This is a genomic window from Caballeronia terrestris, assembly GCF_001544515.1.
Classification (GTDB): Bacteria; Pseudomonadota; Gammaproteobacteria; order Burkholderiales; family Burkholderiaceae; genus Caballeronia; species Caballeronia terrestris.
The window spans coordinates 113,514-130,672 of the sequence record NZ_FCOL02000015.1 but is presented as its reverse complement, the minus strand read 5'-3'; the positions used below and the strand labels follow the sequence as shown (position 1 = coordinate 130,672).

At 63.4% G+C, this 17,159-nt stretch carries 17 protein-coding genes; 7 read left to right on the top strand and 10 right to left on the bottom strand.

Going from position 1 to position 17,159, the window contains the following annotated elements; all coding sequences use genetic code 11:
- Positions 1–69 precede the first annotated feature (69 nt).
- Both AWB67_RS15300 and AWB67_RS15295 read right to left on the bottom strand, forming a co-directional pair.
- Positions 70–1,776: a peptidoglycan D,D-transpeptidase FtsI family protein gene (locus AWB67_RS15300; RefSeq protein WP_087657092.1), complete on the bottom strand. Its 1,707-nt coding sequence runs from the start codon at positions 1,774–1,776 to the stop codon at positions 70–72.
- A 10-nt stretch (positions 1,777–1,786) separates the two neighbouring features.
- Positions 1,787–2,623, bottom strand: a complete 837-nt coding sequence (locus tag AWB67_RS15295; RefSeq protein ID WP_087657091.1) for an arylamine N-acetyltransferase family protein — start codon at positions 2,621–2,623, stop codon at positions 1,787–1,789.
- A gap of 218 nt (positions 2,624–2,841) precedes the next feature.
- Between AWB67_RS15295 and zwf the strand changes: the two genes are divergently transcribed.
- Genes zwf through AWB67_RS15280 form a run of 3 tightly spaced genes read left to right on the top strand, consistent with a single transcriptional unit; the run spans position 2,842 to position 6,061 of the window.
- Entirely contained in the window at positions 2,842–4,389 is a 1,548-nt protein-coding gene (gene zwf / locus AWB67_RS15290; protein WP_087657090.1) for a glucose-6-phosphate dehydrogenase, read from the top strand.
- Positions 4,386–5,174, top strand: a complete 789-nt coding sequence (locus tag AWB67_RS15285) for an ROK family protein (RefSeq protein WP_087657089.1) — start codon at positions 4,386–4,388, stop codon at positions 5,172–5,174. Before zwf ends, AWB67_RS15285 begins: the two co-directional genes overlap by 4 nt.
- Positions 5,171–6,061, top strand: a complete 891-nt coding sequence (locus tag AWB67_RS15280; protein WP_087657088.1) for a Cof-type HAD-IIB family hydrolase — start codon at positions 5,171–5,173, stop codon at positions 6,059–6,061. Before AWB67_RS15285 ends, AWB67_RS15280 begins: the two co-directional genes overlap by 4 nt.
- A gap of 143 nt (positions 6,062–6,204) precedes the next feature.
- Here AWB67_RS15280 and infA read toward each other — a convergent pair whose 3' ends face one another.
- The 6 genes from infA to AWB67_RS15250 form a co-directional block, all read right to left on the bottom strand.
- The gene (gene infA / locus AWB67_RS15275; RefSeq protein WP_035928093.1) at positions 6,205–6,471 is read right to left on the bottom strand and encodes a translation initiation factor IF-1; all 267 of its coding nucleotides are present in this window, start codon (positions 6,469–6,471) and stop codon (positions 6,205–6,207) included.
- A gap of 96 nt (positions 6,472–6,567) precedes the next feature.
- Positions 6,568–6,858: a hypothetical protein gene (locus tag AWB67_RS15270; protein ID WP_087657087.1), complete on the bottom strand. Its 291-nt coding sequence runs from the start codon at positions 6,856–6,858 to the stop codon at positions 6,568–6,570.
- Between the two features lie 501 nt (positions 6,859–7,359).
- Positions 7,360–8,337 carry a magnesium/cobalt transporter CorA gene (corA, locus tag AWB67_RS15265; RefSeq protein ID WP_087657086.1) on the bottom strand — a complete coding sequence of 326 codons (978 nt, stop codon included), beginning with the start codon at positions 8,335–8,337 and terminating at the stop codon, positions 7,360–7,362.
- A gap of 148 nt (positions 8,338–8,485) precedes the next feature.
- Positions 8,486–8,896 carry a bactofilin family protein gene (locus AWB67_RS15260; protein ID WP_087657085.1) on the bottom strand — a complete coding sequence of 137 codons (411 nt, stop codon included), beginning with the start codon at positions 8,894–8,896 and terminating at the stop codon, positions 8,486–8,488.
- Positions 8,897–8,951: 55 nt separating this feature from the next.
- Complete coding sequence (locus tag AWB67_RS15255; RefSeq protein WP_087657084.1) at positions 8,952–9,320, bottom strand: hypothetical protein; 369 nt, start codon at positions 9,318–9,320, stop codon at positions 8,952–8,954.
- Positions 9,307–10,287, bottom strand: a complete 981-nt coding sequence (locus AWB67_RS15250; protein WP_087657083.1) for a M23 family metallopeptidase — start codon at positions 10,285–10,287, stop codon at positions 9,307–9,309. Before AWB67_RS15250 ends, AWB67_RS15255 begins: the two co-directional genes overlap by 14 nt.
- A gap of 479 nt (positions 10,288–10,766) precedes the next feature.
- Here AWB67_RS15250 and AWB67_RS15245 point away from each other — a divergent pair, with 479 nt between their 5' ends.
- The gene (locus tag AWB67_RS15245; protein ID WP_087657082.1) at positions 10,767–11,366 is read left to right on the top strand and encodes a hypothetical protein; all 600 of its coding nucleotides are present in this window, start codon (positions 10,767–10,769) and stop codon (positions 11,364–11,366) included.
- Positions 11,367–11,390: 24 nt separating this feature from the next.
- On the opposite strand, the gene AWB67_RS15240 is transcribed toward AWB67_RS15245, so the two are convergent.
- Complete coding sequence (locus AWB67_RS15240) at positions 11,391–12,353, bottom strand: LysR family transcriptional regulator (protein ID WP_087657081.1); 963 nt, start codon at positions 12,351–12,353, stop codon at positions 11,391–11,393.
- Positions 12,354–12,535: 182 nt separating this feature from the next.
- Here AWB67_RS15240 and AWB67_RS15235 point away from each other — a divergent pair, with 182 nt between their 5' ends.
- The 3 genes from AWB67_RS15235 to AWB67_RS15225 all read left to right on the top strand — a co-directional run bounded on the left by AWB67_RS15235 (position 12,536) and on the right by AWB67_RS15225 (position 15,625).
- Positions 12,536–14,071 (top strand): CoA-acylating methylmalonate-semialdehyde dehydrogenase, encoded by a 1,536-nt coding sequence (locus AWB67_RS15235; protein ID WP_087657080.1) that lies wholly within the window; start codon positions 12,536–12,538, stop codon positions 14,069–14,071.
- Positions 14,072–14,103: 32 nt separating this feature from the next.
- Entirely contained in the window at positions 14,104–14,991 is an 888-nt protein-coding gene (mmsB, locus tag AWB67_RS15230) for a 3-hydroxyisobutyrate dehydrogenase (RefSeq protein ID WP_087657079.1), read from the top strand.
- A 286-nt stretch (positions 14,992–15,277) separates the two neighbouring features.
- Positions 15,278–15,625 (top strand): hypothetical protein, encoded by a 348-nt coding sequence (locus AWB67_RS15225; RefSeq protein ID WP_087657078.1) that lies wholly within the window; start codon positions 15,278–15,280, stop codon positions 15,623–15,625.
- Positions 15,626–15,688: 63 nt separating this feature from the next.
- Here AWB67_RS15225 and AWB67_RS15220 read toward each other — a convergent pair whose 3' ends face one another.
- A complete protein-coding gene (locus AWB67_RS15220) occupies positions 15,689–17,137 on the bottom strand; it encodes a dihydrolipoyl dehydrogenase (protein ID WP_087657077.1) in 1,449 nt (482 codons plus the stop codon).
- Positions 17,138–17,159 lie beyond the last annotated feature (22 nt).

The following is a 17,159-nucleotide window of genomic DNA, read 5'->3' as shown; positions in this document are numbered from 1 at the left end:
TTAGAGCATAGCCCCCTTACGGTTTTGGCAGAAACGGGGCAGCAAGGGCCGCGCCCGCTTTCTGCTGTCTCACGCGTCGGGCGGCACGCCAAGCAGTTGCATCGTCCCCCCGACGACGCCTGCGAACACCGGCCCCGCGACCGTTCCGCCGTAATACGACCCGCCCGATGGCTCGTCGATCATCACCGCGACGATCACGCGCGGCTCGCTCATCGGCGCCATCCCGACAAACGACGCGCGGTACTTGTTCTTCGCGTACGCGCGCCCGACCTGCTTCCGCGCCGTGCCCGTCTTGCCGCCGACGCGATAGCCTTCCACGTTCGCCGCGCGGCCCGTGCCTTCCGGCCCCATCGCCATTTCGAGCATGGTGCGGATAGCGGCGGCCGTCGCGGGCTTCGTGACTGCCACCGGCGCATGGCGCTTGTCGTCGAGGACGAGCGTAGCGGGGTGGAAATGCCCGGTCCCGGCGTACGCGGTGTAAACCTGCGCAATTTGCAACAGCGACAGCGAGAGGCCGTAGCCGTAGGCCATCGTCGCCTGCTCGATCGGCTTCCAGCGCTCGTAAGCGCGCAGCCGGCCGGTCGCGGCGCCGGGGAACGTCAGCTCGGGCGCGCTGCCGATGCCGTACTCGCGATACTTTTGCCACATCGTTTCAGGCCGAAGCTGCAGCGCGAGCTTGGTAAGCGCGATGTTGCTCGACATCTGCACCGCCTGCGAAACCGTGATCACGCCGTGATTCGACGTATCGTGGATCACGTTCGGACCGAGTTTGAAACTCCCCGGCGACGTATCGATGCGCGTGTCCGGCCGTGCCTTGCCAAGATCGATGGAAAGAGCGGCGACCAGCGGCTTGATCGTCGAGCCGGGTTCGAAGGTGTCGGTGAGCGCGCGATTGCGCAACTGCTCGCCGGTCAGGCGCGCGCGGTCGTTGGGATCGAAGGTCGGGTAGTTCGCGAGCGCGAGAATCTCGCCGTTGCGCGCATCGAGCACGACAACGCTCCCCGCTTTCGCCTGATGTTTCGTGATCGCCGCCTTCAGTTGCGCGTGCGCGAGCGCCTGGATGCGGCGATCGATCGTCAACTGGATGTCTTCACCGTTGTGCGCGGGGTCCGACTCGCCGATTTCCGAGATGACGCGCCCGAGCCGGTCGCGGATCACTTCGCGCTGGCCCTGCTCGCCGGTGAGCCGGGAGTTGGCGGCGAGCTCGATGCCTTCCTGGCCGTTGTCCTCGTTATTCGTGAAGCCGACGATATGCGCCGCCGATTCGCCTTCCGGATAGAAGCGCTTAGTGTCCGGCACGAGCGTGACGCCGGCGAGCGCCTTCCCGGCGACCTTGGCGGCGGTGTCGGCATCGACCTGACGCTTGAGCAGCACGAACGAACGGCCCGCATTCACGCGCCGCAGCAATTCCTTCGACGGAATGTCGAGCAGCCGGGCGACGTCGGGCGCGTGCTGGGCATCGAACAGTTTCGGCGACGCCCAGACCTCATACGTGGCAAGGCTCACGGCGAGCATCGCGCCGTTCCGGTCGACGATCCGGCCGCGCGTCGCCGTGAGTTCCAGCGTGCGCTGGTAGCGCTTCTGGCCCTCGTTGATGTAGAAATCCTGGTTGAGCACCTGCACCCACAGCGCGCGGCCCGCGAGCGCGATGAACGCGCAGGACATGAGGATCACGACGAGCGTCGAACGCCACTTCGGCAGACGGCTCGCGAGCATCGGATTCTGATGCGGCGTCTGATAAACGTCGCGGCTGGGCGTTTTATTCTTGTTGGGCATCGCGGATTCTTCAGGGGAGGCGGGCAAGCATCGCGTCGAGTTCGGATGAAGTGACATCGCCCGCGTCATCGGGCAGACGAATGCCGATTTCGTTTTGCAGCAGGTCGCGCATCTGCTGGACGGTCGTCAGCTCGCGCTGGCCGCGGTTCGCGCCGTGGATGTTCAGGCGGCGGTTGAACAAGCCGTAGCGCGATTCGCCCGCGACGCGCGCAACCAGCAGGTTGTGCAGGAAAATCGACTGCGGGTAGGTGGAGACGTAGTGGTTCGCCACTTCGAAGTCGATGTCGAACTGCGGTTCGAGGTTGAAGCGGTAGAGCGGCGTCCAGGCGTCGTTGAGCTTTACTTGCAGCAGGAAATCGCTCTCACCGATGCTGTCGAGGCGGAAAGGCTCGTGCGGGGTCGCCTGCTCACGGCCGGTTTCTAGCACGATCGGCGCGGTGAGCGTCACGCCGCCAAAGCCGACATCGGCGAGATAAGTGCGGCCTTCCAGATCGACCAGCAGTAGCATGTGCGTGCGCGCCGGCATTTCGGCGTCCGTCCGGCCCCAGACGACGCGCGCGCCGAGACTGCGCGTTTGATACCCGAGCGCATCGAGGACGCCGCGAAAGAGCAGATTGTGTTCGTAGCAGTAGCCGCCGCGCCGCGCACCGACGAGCTTCCGCTGGATCGATTGCGCATCCAGCCGGACCGGGCGGCCGAGCAGCGGATCGAGATTTTCGAAGGGAATCGCCTGCGGATGCAGCAGATGCAATGCGTTGAGCGTCTCGATCGAGGCATCGCGCTGGCCGTCGAAACCGATGCGGGCGAAGTAGGCGTCGAGGTCGATCGGAGTGATTTTTGCGTTCATGTTCGAAGTCCTGCCCGTAAAGAAGCGCCAGAAACGCGAGCGCCAAATGGCGCATATTTTACGACACGTAAGGTTAAAAATTACAAAATACCTACGGCACTCCACTCGCTGCGAGCTGCCGTCGAGCCTTTATTGAACTGTGCCGCGCGAAACGAGGTCTTTCCTGATTCGAGTTCGGTTTGTCCGCTTCATCACTTCTTCATGGAAAACGCATCGCCATGCCAACGGATAAAGACCAACCCGCCGCGCCGCTTGCCGGCAAGCATCCGGCGCCGCCTTGCACGCTCGTGATCTTCGGCGCGGGCGGGGACCTGACCAAGCGCCTTCTGATGCCGGCGCTCTACAACCTCGCGTCCGACGCTCTCCTCGACGACAAGATGCAAATCATCGGCGTGAATCACGGCCAGCGTGAGACGAGCGAATGGCGCGACGAGCTTTCCGAGTCGCTGCGCAAGTTCGCCGCCGATCGCGCGAGCACGTTCCACACGTCGCAACTGAACGAGAAGGCGTGGGACTGGGTCTTGCAACGGCTGCAGTATTTCGCGGGCGAGTTCGAATCGGACGAGACGTTCAGCCAGCTCGCCCAACTGCTCGCGACGATGAAAACCGGCAACGTCGTCTTTTATCTAGCCGTGACGGCGCGCTTTTTCAAGCCGATCGTCGAGCATCTCGGCCGCGCCGGGCTGCTGAAGGAAGAGGGCGGCAATTTCAGGCGCATCGTGATCGAAAAGCCGTTCGGCACCGATCTCGCCTCCGCGCGCGACCTGAACGCGCACATCCTCAGTTACGCGAGCGAATCGCAGGTTTATCGCATTGACCATTTTCTCGGCAAGGACACGGTGCAGAGCATTCTTGCCGTGCGCTTCGCCAACGCGCTTTTCGAGCCGATGTGGCGGCGCGAATACATCGACCACGTGCAGATCACGGCGGCCGAGACGATCGGTGTGGAAGGGCGCGGGCGCTTCTACGAGCAGACCGGCGCGTTCCGCGACATGGTGCCGAATCACCTGTTCCAGTTGCTCGGCATGATCGCAATGGAGCCGCCCAATTCCTTCGATGCCGAAACCGTGCGCGACAAGAAGGCCGAAGTCTTCGACGCAATCCAGCCGCTCAGCGCACGCGACGTCGTGTTCGGGCGGTATGAGAAGGGACCGGCGGGACCGGGGTATCGGGAGGAGCCGGACGTCGCGCCGGAGAGCCGCACGGAAACGTACGCGGCGGCGCGCGTGTACGTCGAGAACTGGCGCTGGGCCGGCGTGCCGTTTTATCTTCGCACGGGCAAGCGGCTCGCGGCGCGGCGCACGGAGGTGTCGGTGCAGCTAAAGGCGGTGCCGTTCCGGTTGTTTCGGGATACGCCCGTCGATGCGCTGACGCCCAACGTGCTGACGCTGCGCATCGATCCGGCGCACGGCACGACGTTCGATTTCAACGTGAAGGTGCCGGGGCCGGTGATGCAGGTCGGCGCGGTGCAGTCGTCGTTCAATTACGGCGACTTCTTCGACGAGCGGGCAAACGTCGGCTATGAGACCCTGCTCTACGACTGCATGCTCGGCGACGAGACGCTGTTCCAGCGCGCCGACAGCATCGAAACGGCGTGGGCCGCGGCCGATCCGGTGTTGCATCCGGAAGGCGCGCCGATCGACGTGCACGGCTACGCGGCCGGCAGCGAAGGGCCGGTGGAAGCTGACGCGCTGATCGCGGCCGACGGGCGCGCGTGGCGGTCACTAATCGACAAAAGCAAGAAGAACGAGGAGGACAAAGCGTGACAACCGGAAAGGGACATAAGAAAGTCGAGCGGATTCTGGCGATCGACGTAGGCGGAACGGGACTGAAGGCGGCGATCGTCAGCGCCGACGGGCACATGCAGACCGAGCGCCTGCGCGTCGAGACGCCAGCGCCGTACACGCCGGACGTCATCGTCGATGCGCTTGTCAAGCTGGTCGCCCCGCTCGCCGACCCGCCGCCGACGCACATTTCGATCGGTTTCCCCGGCGTCGTGCGCAACAACCACGTGCTGACGGCGCCGCACTTCGGCAACGAAAACTGGCACGACATACCGCTCGCCGACATGATCGCAAAGCGCCTCGGCAATCCGCCCGTGCGCATGATCAACGACGCCGAAATGCAGGGGCTTGCCGCGATCGAAGGCCACGGCATCGAGTTCGTCCTGACGCTCGGCACGGGCGCGGGCACGGCGCTTTTCCGTGACGGCGAACTCATGCCGCATCTGGAACTCGCGCATCATCCGGTCGCGAAAAAGAAGACCTACGATGAGTACATCGGCAACGCCGCGCGCGAGAAGGCGGGCGGCAAGCGCTGGAATAAACGAGTGGAGAAGATCATCGGCGTGCTGGCGTCGCTCGTGAATTACGACAAGCTGTGGATCGGCGGCGGCAATGCGGCGCATCTCAAATTCGACCTGCCGCCGAACGTGGCGGTCGTCTCGAACGCGGCGGGGATCGAGGGCGGCGCGAAGCTCTGGCACCCGCGTTCGGTGCGCGAATCGCGGCAACTGCCAGCGGCCAACCTGCGCACGGGAGCGTTCGAATGAGTCCCTACCGTAAATACGGATTGCGCCCGGTGATCGGCGACGGCCAGGCCGCGTTCGATCAACTCGCGCAGATCGACCTCGTGATCACCGACTGCGACGGCACCCTGCTGCACACGGACAAATCGCTCTCGGCCGCCGCCATCGACGCCGTGCGCCGCCTGCACGCGGCCGGCGTCAAGTTCGCGGTCGCGAGCAGCCGGCCGGGCAAGGGCATGCGGCATATCGTCGAGGCGCTGGAAGTGGACTTGCCATTCGCGTCGTATAACGGCGGCAACATCGTCGCGCCGGGGTCGTGGGACGTGCTCGGCGCGCACAAGCTGCCGCGCGAGGCCGTCGAGACGGTGCTCGGGCGCCTGGCGAGCGAGGGCATCGACGCGTGGGTGTTCATCGGCGACAACTGGTATCTGACGAATCCCGCGGGTACCTATGTCGCGCTCGAGCGCCGCACGGTCGGCTATGACGGCGTGCTCGTGAAGCGCTTCGACGAGCTGGATCTCGCGGGGGTCGACAAGATCGTCGGATCGACGGCGGACGAGCCGCTGCTCGCTCGCATCGAACACGAATTGCAGGCGACGCTGCACGGTCAGGCGCTCGCCGCGCTCTCACAGACCTACTACCTTGACGTCACGAGCGTGCTCGCCAACAAGGGCGAAGCGGCGCGCGAGCTGTCGCGCCATGCGGGCGTGCCGCTTGGGCGCGTGGCGGTGCTGGGAGACATGTCGAACGATGTCCCGATGTTCGATGTCGCGGGGCTCGCGATCGCGATGGGACAAGCGTCGGAGGCCGTGCAGGCGCGGGCGTGCCTGGTGTCGCCGAGCAACGATGAAGAGGGTTTTGCAGTCGCAATCGACGCGATTCTGGCGGCGCGCGATGCTGTGACGGGATAAAACGGGGAGAGAGGGAGAGCGGAGAGCGGCCTCGACGCGCGCGCACTGCTGCATGGCAGAGTGCTCCAGCGGCGTCGAACCGTGCTCTTCCTGGCGCCTGCCGGCTAAGGATGCCGGGCGGGCGACGATGCATCACCGATGCATCAACGACGGCGCATCTGCGGGCGCGGTGCTCCGCCGCCTGCGCGTTCGTCCTTGTGCCGGAAGTTGATGCGGCCCTTGGTGAGGTCATACACCGACAGTTCCAGCGTCACGCGGTCGCCCGCGAGAATACGGATGTGATTCTTGCGCATGCGGCCCGACGCGTATGCTCCGACCACGACGCCGTTATCGAGCGTCACGCGGTAGCGGCTATCGGGAAGCACTTCGTCGACAATGCCGTCCAACTCGATGAGTTCTTCTTTCGCCATATATAGCTCCTGACTAAACAATAATAATGAGATTGTAGGTGACGCACGGGCTTTGCGCCTCGGCCAATACGTGCATTGCGTTTTTCCAACGCAACATCAGAGGTCGGCGACCGTCTGCCCGTCGATTTGTCCGTCGATCAGTTTCTCTGCGTGCAACATGCACGCGCGTCGCGCCTGACCGCCGTTTTCGAACGCGCCCGGCTGCGTCACGCGAAAGACGCGGCTGTCGCCCGCCGCTTCCTCGCCTTCCGGCACCGCGCGGCGAATCCGCACCGATGCCTCGTAGCCCGCGTCCGCCGCGCGCACCGCAACGCCATCACGCGCCCCGCGCGGATAGATCAGCGGATGAATCTCGTAACCCTTATACGTCTTGACTGTGTCTTTCATGTTTCCTGGTGTCCTGTGTTGCGCTCGATCCGGGGCCATTCGCACTTCTTGCGCGAGCATTGAACGGTGCTCCTGCCGCGAGACGTCCGCCAAGCGGCAAAACGGCTACAAGCGGCTCCTGCCGGGGCCCGGTTGATACGCGAGCAAAAAAACAAGAGCGCAGCGCTTGGGGCGCGGTCGCTCGATGTGCTTTAGGTGATGAAGAACGCGGAGGTCACATGACCGCCAACGTCGCTAATGCTCAAACCTGAGCCAAACTTGAAGACGAATGCCGCGAAACTGCTGCCGACATTGCCGGGGCGATGACATTCAGCGCTTGTATCTGGTGTGTCGCGTGCGCGCTGACATGCTGGGTGGTCGCTACTGCCGGGGATAAGTTTGCTGCGCCGTGGCGCGTCAAGTCTTGTTAGACAGCGTAAATCGGAAAATAGTTCCGCTGTCGCCGGAAGCCCCGCCTCTCGATGCCGCTATATAGACGCGTTCAACGCATCGAAGCATCCATTATAACCAACCTGCCTTGCGGAACCTCCAATACAGCAGGATGTCGACGACGAGCATCACGGAGATGCAGGCCGGATAGCCGTAATTCCAGTCGAGTTCGGGAATACGGTGAAAGTTCATCCCGTAGATGCCGGCGATCATCGTCGGCACGGCGAAGAGCGCGGCGAACGAGCCGAGCCGCTTCGTCACCTCGCTTTCCGCGAGTGAAATCAGGCCGAGATTCACCTGGATCGCGGTGACGATCATTTCGCGCCGTCCCTCGATGGTCTTGACGATGCGCAGCAAGTGATCGTACACATCGCGGAAATATTCCTGCATGCCTGCGCATACGCCGGGCGGCCGGCCGCCATACAGTTTGCTGACGGCTTCGAGCAGCGGCGCCGTGTGATGCTGCAGCAGGACGAGCCGGCGCTTGAGCGAGTACAGGTCTTCGATGATCTCGCGCGACGCCGCCGACCCATTGCGCGCGAAGATGCGTTCCTCGACTTCATCGAGCTCGGCGGCGAGCGTTTCGAGCACCGGAAAATACCGGTCGACGACGTTATCCAGCAGCGCGTACATCACGAACGCCGGACCGTGCTTGAGCAGATGCGGCTCGCGCTCGCAGCGCGTGCGCACTTCCTGGAAGCCTTGCGTAGTCCGATTACGTACCGAAAGCACGTAATTCCTGCCGACGAACACATTGATCTCGCCAACGAGCAATTCGCCTTCCTCGTCGAATTCGACCGTGTGGAAGACGGCGAAAAGCGAATCGGCGTATTCCTCGATCTTCGGCCGCTGATGACCGTTCTGCGCGTCCTCCACGGCGAGTTCGTGCAAGCCGAACTGATGCATCATGTGCGCGAGCTCGCCGGGGCCGGGCTCCCTCAACGCGACCCAGATGAAGCAGTCGGGCAGATCGCGATATGCGTTGATATCGTCGATGGAAACGTCGGCGAGCTTGCGGCCGTTCTGATAAGCCGCGCAATTGACCAGCATGGATGGATGCCCCGGATGCAGTGGAGGTAGGTCCGCGCACTGTCGCGCCGCTTCGCCGCTCCGCTGGCGGCGGCTTGTCGCGCGTGACCCTTCGTCGGCATCTTAGCGGATTTGGGCGTGTTTGCCCGGCGTAAAAGACCGGGCGGGCTCAATCGGTGGTGATATCGGAGATCGCGTCGTGGCGCATCGGGGCCGCTTCGCGCTTGGTCAGCTTGCCTTCGACCGACGCGCCCACGTCCATGCGCAACTGCTGGTAGTAGATGTTGCCGTTGACATGCGCGTTCGACTGAAGCTCGACAAAATGCTCGACCGTCACATCGCCCGTGATGGTGCCGTTGATCACGATGTCGTAGGCGCTGACGTTGCCGGTGATCGCGCCCTGGTCGCTCACGACGAGCAGCGTCTGTTCGCCGGCGCGGCCGGTCACGTTGCCGGTGATGTGGCCGTCCATGCGCAGGCCGTCGCTGAATTCGAGATCGCCCTTGAGGTGGACGTCGTGCGCGATGAGCGTCGCGAGCTTCGCTTGCTGTATGCCGGGGGTTTTTTTCTTGCTGAACATGGCTTGAGCCTTCCGTTGCGTCGTTTCGTTGAAAAGCGGGGATGCGTGTAGGTGATCAGTCGGACTTGTCGCGCTGACGCTTGAAGAACGCGAGATCCGTGCGCAGCTTGATCAGTTCGGCCTCGGTGCCCTCGGCCTGTTTTTGCAGGGCCGCGCGCGTCGCGGCTTCGTGATCGAGCGCGAGGCGCGCGTGCGTGAGTTCGTCGCGCAGATCCTGCTCGGAGAGCGGCGGCGCGCAGATCGCGTCGACCTGCCGGCTGTACTCGCGCGAGCTCACCAGCGCGAAGCCGGCAGCGGCGATCGCGGAGATCGCGCAGGCGGCCGCGATCCCGCCGAGCAGCAGCACCGGGCCGCGCTTCGGCGTAAGTGAGTAGGTGCGCCGCGCGAGTTGATGCGTGGTGCGGTTGCGGTCAACTTTGCGCATTGGGCTTCAGCCTGAAGAGCGCCAGATAAGGCTTGGGATTGATCTGCGCGCCATCGACGATCACCTCGAAATGCAGGTGCGGACCCGTCGAGCGCCCCGTCGAGCCGACTTCGCCGATTTTCTGTCCCGGCATCACGACATCGCCAACACGCACGAAAATCTTCGACGTATGCCCGTAGCGCGTGACGATGCCGTCGCTGTGACGGATGTCGATCGCGTTGCCGTAGCCGCCGTGCGGACCCGACTGGATCACGCGGCCGCCCGCCGTCGCGACGATCGCGGTGCCGGTCGGCGCGACGAGGTCGATGCCGGGGTGAAAGCTCGCGTGCCGCGTGAACGGATCGACGCGATTGCCGTACGGCGAGCCCGAGCGAGCGCCCGGCGCCGGATCGCGGCCGGGATACGACATGTACGACGCGTAGTGCGGCAGGACGTCGTCTTCGAGCTGGGAGAGCGTGTCGTTCAGGCAATCGATGACGCTTTGCGTGCGCTTGAGCCGCTGCGGCGCCGAGCCGCCTTTCTTCACGCGATCCGCGTCGCAGACGTGCGGCGGCAGCAGTGGACCGCCGGCGCCGTCGAGCGGTTCGCTTTCCTCGCTGTCGGGCAGCGGCGGCACGACGTGGACGTCGGGGCCGTCGGCGGATTTGCGCGTCGCCTTCAGACGATCCTCGAAGGCGCGCAGCTCGCTCACCTGCGCGCTCAGTTGCGCAACGCGCGGCTCGATCTGCGTGAGCGTCGCGCTGACTTTGCCGAGCTCGTCGAGTTCGTAGGAACTGCGCGAGGCTTGCGCCTGCTCGTCGGCGGCGTGGCTCGTGCCGAGCGTCGAGCCGATCGCCACGCCGAGCGCGAGCGCCGCGACGATCATCGCGATCAGGGCGACGACCGCGATCACCCGCGCCGTACGCGCCTCGACGAAACGGATGCGCTGGCTCGAAACCGAGCGGCGGGACCAGATGACGAAGGCCATCAGCGCCTCCTTCCTTCGCAGGCGAGCGAGGCGAGGCGGGGGCGCGCACGGAACGCGGTCGGCATGAAGAGAATAGGTGTCACGTCGATGATGAAAGGCCGCATTGTCTCGCGGTCAGATATGAGTGAGGCGGCGATTATGCAACGTCTCGTGCGCGGCTCATCTCAATTTATTAGGATTGCAATGCAAGTTACAGAAATACCTTGCATTGCGCGTGATGCGTGCTGTCGTTCACCGGGTAGCGCTGATCGATCGAAGGGTTGAAAGCCTTGTCGCACAAGGCGTTGCGGAGCATTGACGGCGGTTTCGGGTGCAGCGTTGACAAATGGTATCTCGAAAAACACACTGCATGACCCAGTAGCGCTTCAGAAAATTCGGAAACCCCCGATTGACTTGATTTCGCAAAACGAAGCGATTCGACTGCGAATTCACCTTCGATATTTCAACGCTTGCAGCACTTTTTAACGTCTCGAGGAAACATGCACAAACAAGCTATTAGCGTCATCGCCGGCGCGCTGATTTCGATTTCACCCGCCATCCTGTCCATCGCGCATGCAGCGCCTCCGGTTTCAGCCACGAGCGCAACTGTGCAGCCGAACGCGATCGAAGGGATCAGCGTCGCGGAAGCGGCCGGCACGATCCAGTCGGTGAACCGCGAATCGCGCGAAGTCACGATCGCCGGCAAGCAGGGCGGCACGGCGACGTTCACTGTCGGGCCGGAAGCGAAGAATTTCGCGCAGTTGAACGTCGGCGACGAGGTGCGCGTGCGCATGACGCGCGATGTCGTCGTCGCGGTGACGAAGGGCGGCGGGCTGCGCAGCGCCGTCGAGACGGAAGCCACCGCCCGCGCGCCGGCCGGTGCGAAGCCGGGCGCGATAGCCGCGCAGCAGGTGAAGATCGTCGCGGACATCGTGAAGGTCGACGACAAGGGCGGCGTCGTGCAGTTGAAGGGGCCGCAAGGCAACCTGCTCGACGTGCAGGTCCAGGACCGCGCGAAGCTTGCGAAGGTGAAGGCCGGTGACCAGGTCACGCTGGTCTACACGGAGGCCGTGTCGGTCGCCGTGATGCCGGCGCGCTGATCGCCGATGCGGGGCGCCCGTGGTTCAGGGCGTCCCGGTTTCTACCCACTGCATCACGTCGCCGTCGCCCATCAGGAACGCGCGATTTCCCTCCGCCGCCGAGCGCAAGTAGTCCCACACCGTCGTGATGCGCTTTAATTTGCGCAAATCCTCGCGGCACGACAGATAAAAAGCACGCGTCACCACGATCTCGTCCGGCAGCACCGGCACGAGCCGCTCATCCTGCGCCGCCATGAAGCACGGCAGGATCGCGAGCGCGCGGCCCTGCAGCGCGGCGAAATACTGCGCGATCACGCTCGTACTGCGCCAGCGCGACTGCGCGCCCGGCACCGCGCGCTCCAGATACAGTAGTTCGTAGCTGAACGCAAGATCGTCGATATAGCTCGCGAAATGGTGGCCGCGCAGGTCGTCGGCGGAGGCAATTGGCGCGTGGCGCGCGAGGTAATCGGCCGTCGCGTAAAGCTTCAGCCGATAGTCGCAGAGTTTCGTGTATACATACTGCCCCTGTTCCGGCCGCTCGAGCGTGACCGCAATGTCCGCCTCGCGCTTCGACAAGCTCACGAAATGCGGCACGGGCAGCAAATCGATCGTGATGTTCGGATGCGTATCCTGAAAACGCGCGAGCTGCGGCGCGAGAAAAAAGCAGCCGAACCCTTCCGTCGATCCGACGCGCACGTGTCCCGATAAAGCGTGCCCCGTATTCGCGATCTGCTCGGTCGCCGATTGCACCGTGGTTTCGATCGCGTCGACGTAGCCGAGCAGGCGCTGCCCCTCGGCGGTCAGCACGAAACCGCCGCTGCGCGACTTGTCGAAGAGAAGCGTTCCGAGCGCGTCTTCCAGCGCCCGCACGCGCCGCGCGACCGTCGTGTAATCGACGCCCAGGCGCTTCGCCGCGCCGCTCGCACGCTGCGTCCGCGCGACTTCGAGGAAATAGCGCAGGTCGTCCCAGTTCAGTTTCGAAGGATCGAGGTTGATGCTTTTTTGCATGTCAGTCGGGTATTTTTATCGATACTTGATGGACTTTTGCATAACTATACTAAAAGGTATCGACCCGCCGCCCGACCGGCGGGCACACAAAATGGAGACGACATGCCTTTTCCCATCGACGCGCTCAAGCCGCGTCCGACTCTTTTCGTCCTCTCCCCCGATCCCGTCCCAAGGAGCCATCCGTGAACAATGCTGCTGACCATCCGGCGCAAGCCGCGCAAGGCGTGCGCACCGCCAAACTGTTGATCGATGGAGAGTTCGTCGAGTCGAAATCGGCCGAATGGCGCGATATCGTCAATCCGGCGACGCAGGAAGTGATCGGCCGCGTGCCGTTTGCGACAATCGACGAGGTGGACGCGGCCGTCGCCGCCGCGCACAAGGCCTTCCAGACGTGGCGCACGACGCCGCTCGGCGTGCGCATGCGCCTGATGCTCAAGTTCCAGGATCTCGTGCGGCAGAACATGAAGCGCATCGCCGCGACGCTCACCGCCGAGCAGGGAAAAACGTTGCCCGATGCCGAAGGCGACATCTTCCGCGGCCTCGAAGTCGTGGAGCACGCGTGCTCGATCAGCACGCTGCAGCAGGGCGAGTTCGCGGAAAACGTGGCGGGCGGCGTGGATACGTACACGCTGCGCCAGCCGATCGGCGTCTGCGCGGGCATCACGCCGTTCAACTTCCCCGCGATGATCCCGCTCTGGATGTTCCCGATGGCAATCGTCTGCGGCAACACGTTCGTGCTGAAGCCGTCGGAACAGGACCCCCTCTCGACGATGGAACTCGTCGAACTCGCCGTGCAGGCCGGCATTCCGGCGGGCGTGCTGAATGTGGTGCACGGCGGCAAGGAAGTGGTCGACGCGATCTGCACGCATCCCGAGATCAAGGCGATTTCGTTCGTCGGCTCGACGCACGTCGGCACGCACGTGTACAACCTCGGCAGCCAGCACGGCAAGCGTGTGCAGTCGATGATGGGCGCGAAGAATCACGCCGTCGTCCTGCCCGACGCCAACAAGGAGCAGACGCTCAACGCGCTCGCCGGCGCGGGTTTTGGCGCAGCGGGGCAGCGCTGCATGGCGACGTCGGTGGTGGTGCTCGTCGGGGCGTCGAAGAACTGGCTGCCGGAACTCGTCGAGCGCGCGCGCGGACTGACGGTCAACGGCGGCATGGAGCCGAACACGGACGTCGGGCCGGTTGTCTCGCGCGCGGCGAAAGAGCGGATTCTGGGGCTGATCGAAAAGGGCGTCGACGAAGGCGCGACGCTCGCGCTCGACGGCCGCGGCGTGCAGGTCGAGGGCTACGAAAAAGGCAATTTCATCGGCCCGACGGTTTTCGCAGGTGTCACGACCGACATGACCATCTACAAGCAGGAAATCTTCGGGCCGGTGATTTGCGTGCTCGAAGCGGCGTCGCTGGATGAGGCCATCGCGCTCGTGAATCGTAATCCGATGGGGAACGGCGTCGGGCTCTTCACCCAAAGCGGGGCGGCAGCGCGCAAGTTCCAGAGCGAAATCGACATCGGCCAGGTGGGGATCAATATTCCGATTCCAGTGCCGGTGCCGTCGTTCAGTTTCACCGGTTCCCGCGGATCGAAACTAGGCGATCTGGGGCCGTATGGGAAGCAAGTCGTGCAGTTCTATACGCAGACGAAAACCGTAACCGCGCGCTGGTTCGATGATGCGACGGTGAACGATGGGGTCAATACGACGATTTCACTGCGTTGAGCCCAACTTCGTTGGATATAAGGAGGCAAGCGATGCAAATCGGTTTCATAGGACTAGGACACATGGGCGGTCCGATGGCGGCGAACCTGCTGAAAGCAGGTCACGCGCTGACGGTTTTCGACTTGTCGGAACCCGCACTCGACGAAGCGAAAAAAGCAGGCGCGATACTGGCAGCCTCGCCGCGCGCGGTAGCCGAAGCGAGCGAAGTCGTCATCACGATGCTGCCGGCGGCCGCGCACGTCAAAGCCGTCTATCTGAACGAAGACGACGGTGTTCTAGCAGGCGTGCGCCCCGGCGTGCCGCTGATCGACAGCAGCACGATCGATCCGGCGACCGCGCGCATGATCGGCGAGGCGGCGCGAGCGCACGGCAATCCGTTCGCTGATGCGCCGGTGTCGGGCGGCGTCGTCGGCGCGCAGGCGGGGACGCTCACGTTCATGGTCGGCGCCGACGAAGCGCTCTTCGAAACGCTGCGACCCGTCTTCGCCGGCATGGGCAAGAACATGGTGCGCTGCGGCGAAACGGGCACCGGACAGATCGCGAAAATCTGTAACAACCTGCTGCTCGCGATATCGATGATCGGCGTCGCCGAGGCCATGAAACTCGGCGAATCGCTGGGCATCGATCCGGGAAAACTCGCGAGCATCGTCAACACGTCGACGGGGCGCTGCTGGAGTTCTGAAACGTGTAATCCCTATCCAGATATCGTGCCGACGGCGCCCGCATCGCGCGGCTATACCGGTGGTTTCGGCGCCGATCTGATGCTCAAGGATCTTGGCCTTGCCGTCGATGCAGCGCGACAGGCAAAACAGCCGGTTTTCATGGGCGCGCTTGCCCAGCAGCTTTATCAGTCGATGAGCCAGCAGGGCCTGGGCGGTCTCGATTTTTCGGGCATCATCAAGCTATACGGAAAGGACTAGCGGCAAGGACTAGAAACTGCTTTCAGGCACGCACGTACGTGCCTGAATTTGCAAACAAATAACTGCTTTACTAAGCTGCACTGCACAACGCCGACCGCAATCGCATGACTGCCGTGGGCATCGGGATTACGATGATTCGCTTTCCCAAAAAATGTCCTATTCTGAAAGCACGACGTTCTGCTCCGGTAAAAACGAAGTAGCTGCTTAACGCTTCGAATCAACGGAAGAAAACGCTCGATGCACGTAGAACTTCGGCATGTTGCCGACCTGGACAAAGGAGCACGCGATGCAAGTAACCCGTCACCTGAACATGGAATTGCGGCACGCCACGATGCCTACGTACGTGGCCAGCTATTTGTTTCCGTTGCTGCTATTGGCGTATGAAGCGTGGCGCGTGGGGTCGTGGGTAGCCGTCAACGGCTTCAACTTCATGAACTTCAAGTCGATGGGCTACGAGTTCGCGTTGATGGTCGCCGTGTTCGCAATGCAAGTGATCGTCGAAATCGCGTTTCTCGCTGCTGCTGGACTGACCAAGCATCATGATTTCGGCCATCGGATGGCGAATCTGCTGCTCGGATTGTTCTGCTCGCTCGTCGTGCTCGGATTCGACCTTGCACTGCAATATGCGATCTGAGAAGCGTTGATTTTTTGCGCGGTAAGAGAAGGCCGGTTGCTCCCGCAACCGGCTTTGTTTTTTTCAGCAGCCGGCAGCAGTCGGCAACGCGGGCGGAGTCTGCGCGCGTTCTTCGTAGCACTTCCGGTTCGCATCCTTTAGCGCCGTGCGCAAGCCTTCTTCCACGACAGGGTGATAGAACGGCAACTTGAGCATGTCCTCGACAGTGAGTTCGAGTTGCAGCGCCCACGCGAGCAAATGCCCCAGATGCTCGACCACGGGACCGCATGCCTGCGCGCCGCGCAGCTTGCCCGTCTTCGCATCGGCGTAGACGTGCAAAAGACCGCGGTTCTGCCGCATCACGCGGCTGCGCCCCTGCGTTTCGAACGACGCCGATCCTGTCACCGCCATCTGTTTGTCGAGGTCGTCATAGGACGCGCCGATGATCGCCACCTGCGGCTCGCTGAACACGATCGCGAACGGCACCTTGCGTTTGACGTGCTGTACGTCGGGAAAATGCGCGGCGTTGTCGCCGGCGAGCTTGCCTTCGTCGGCGGCATCGGAGAGCCAGGGGCGCGTGCCGTCGCAATCTCCTGCAATGAAGATGCTGCTGTCGCCGCATTGCATCGACGTTTCATCGAAGCGCGGCACACCCTTGTCGTTCAGTTCGGTGCCGGTGTTTTCAAGGCACAGCGGCTTGAGGTTCGGCGCGCGGCCGGTCGCGACGAGCACGGTGTCGAACTGCTCGGTGCGCGTGGTACCGTCGAGTGCCTTGAAGCGGATCGTCGGCAGACCGTCCTGCATCGACATCGCTTCGATTCTGGCGTCCGGATCGAAATAGAACTCGTCGCGCAGAGCCGCTGTGAGCGCGTCGCGCACCGGCGTATCCGAGAGCGCAGCCACGCGCCCGCCCTTGCCGAACATGAAGACGTCGACGCCGAGCCGTGCGAACGCCTGCCCGAGTTCCAGCGCGATCGGGCCACCGCCGAACACGGCGGCTCGCTTCGGCAAGGTCTTTAGTTCGAAGATGTCGTCGCTCGTGATCAGGCGGTCGCCGAAGACGTCGAAACCATCGGGGACGGATGGCCGCGCGCCCGTCGCAATCACGACGCTTTTCGCCTCGATCCTGTGCGTCTCATCGATCGATAAAACGTGATGCCCCGCCGCTGATTTCTCGAAGCGCGCGCGTCCCCGAATCACGCAATCGGCGGGAAACGAATCCGTCTCTTCGATGATGCCCTTCACGAATTGATCGCGTTCGCGGCGCACGTAATCGAGCACCTGTGCGCCGTTCGCTTCGAGCGCGTGCGTGCCGTCGATCCCGCGCGGCGCAAGCGCTTGCGCGTCGTGTAAACCGTTGGCGGCGGCGAGCAGCAGTTTCGACGGCATGCAGCCGACGCGCGCGCAAGTCGTCCCGAACTCGCCGGCTTCGATCAGCACGGCCCGCTTGCCCGCCGCGCGCGCCGCGCGAAACGCGGACATCCCAGCCGTCCCCGCGCCGATCACGGCGACGTCAACCCGTTCTTCTTTCATAAGTCCTTTCCAGGCATTTGAG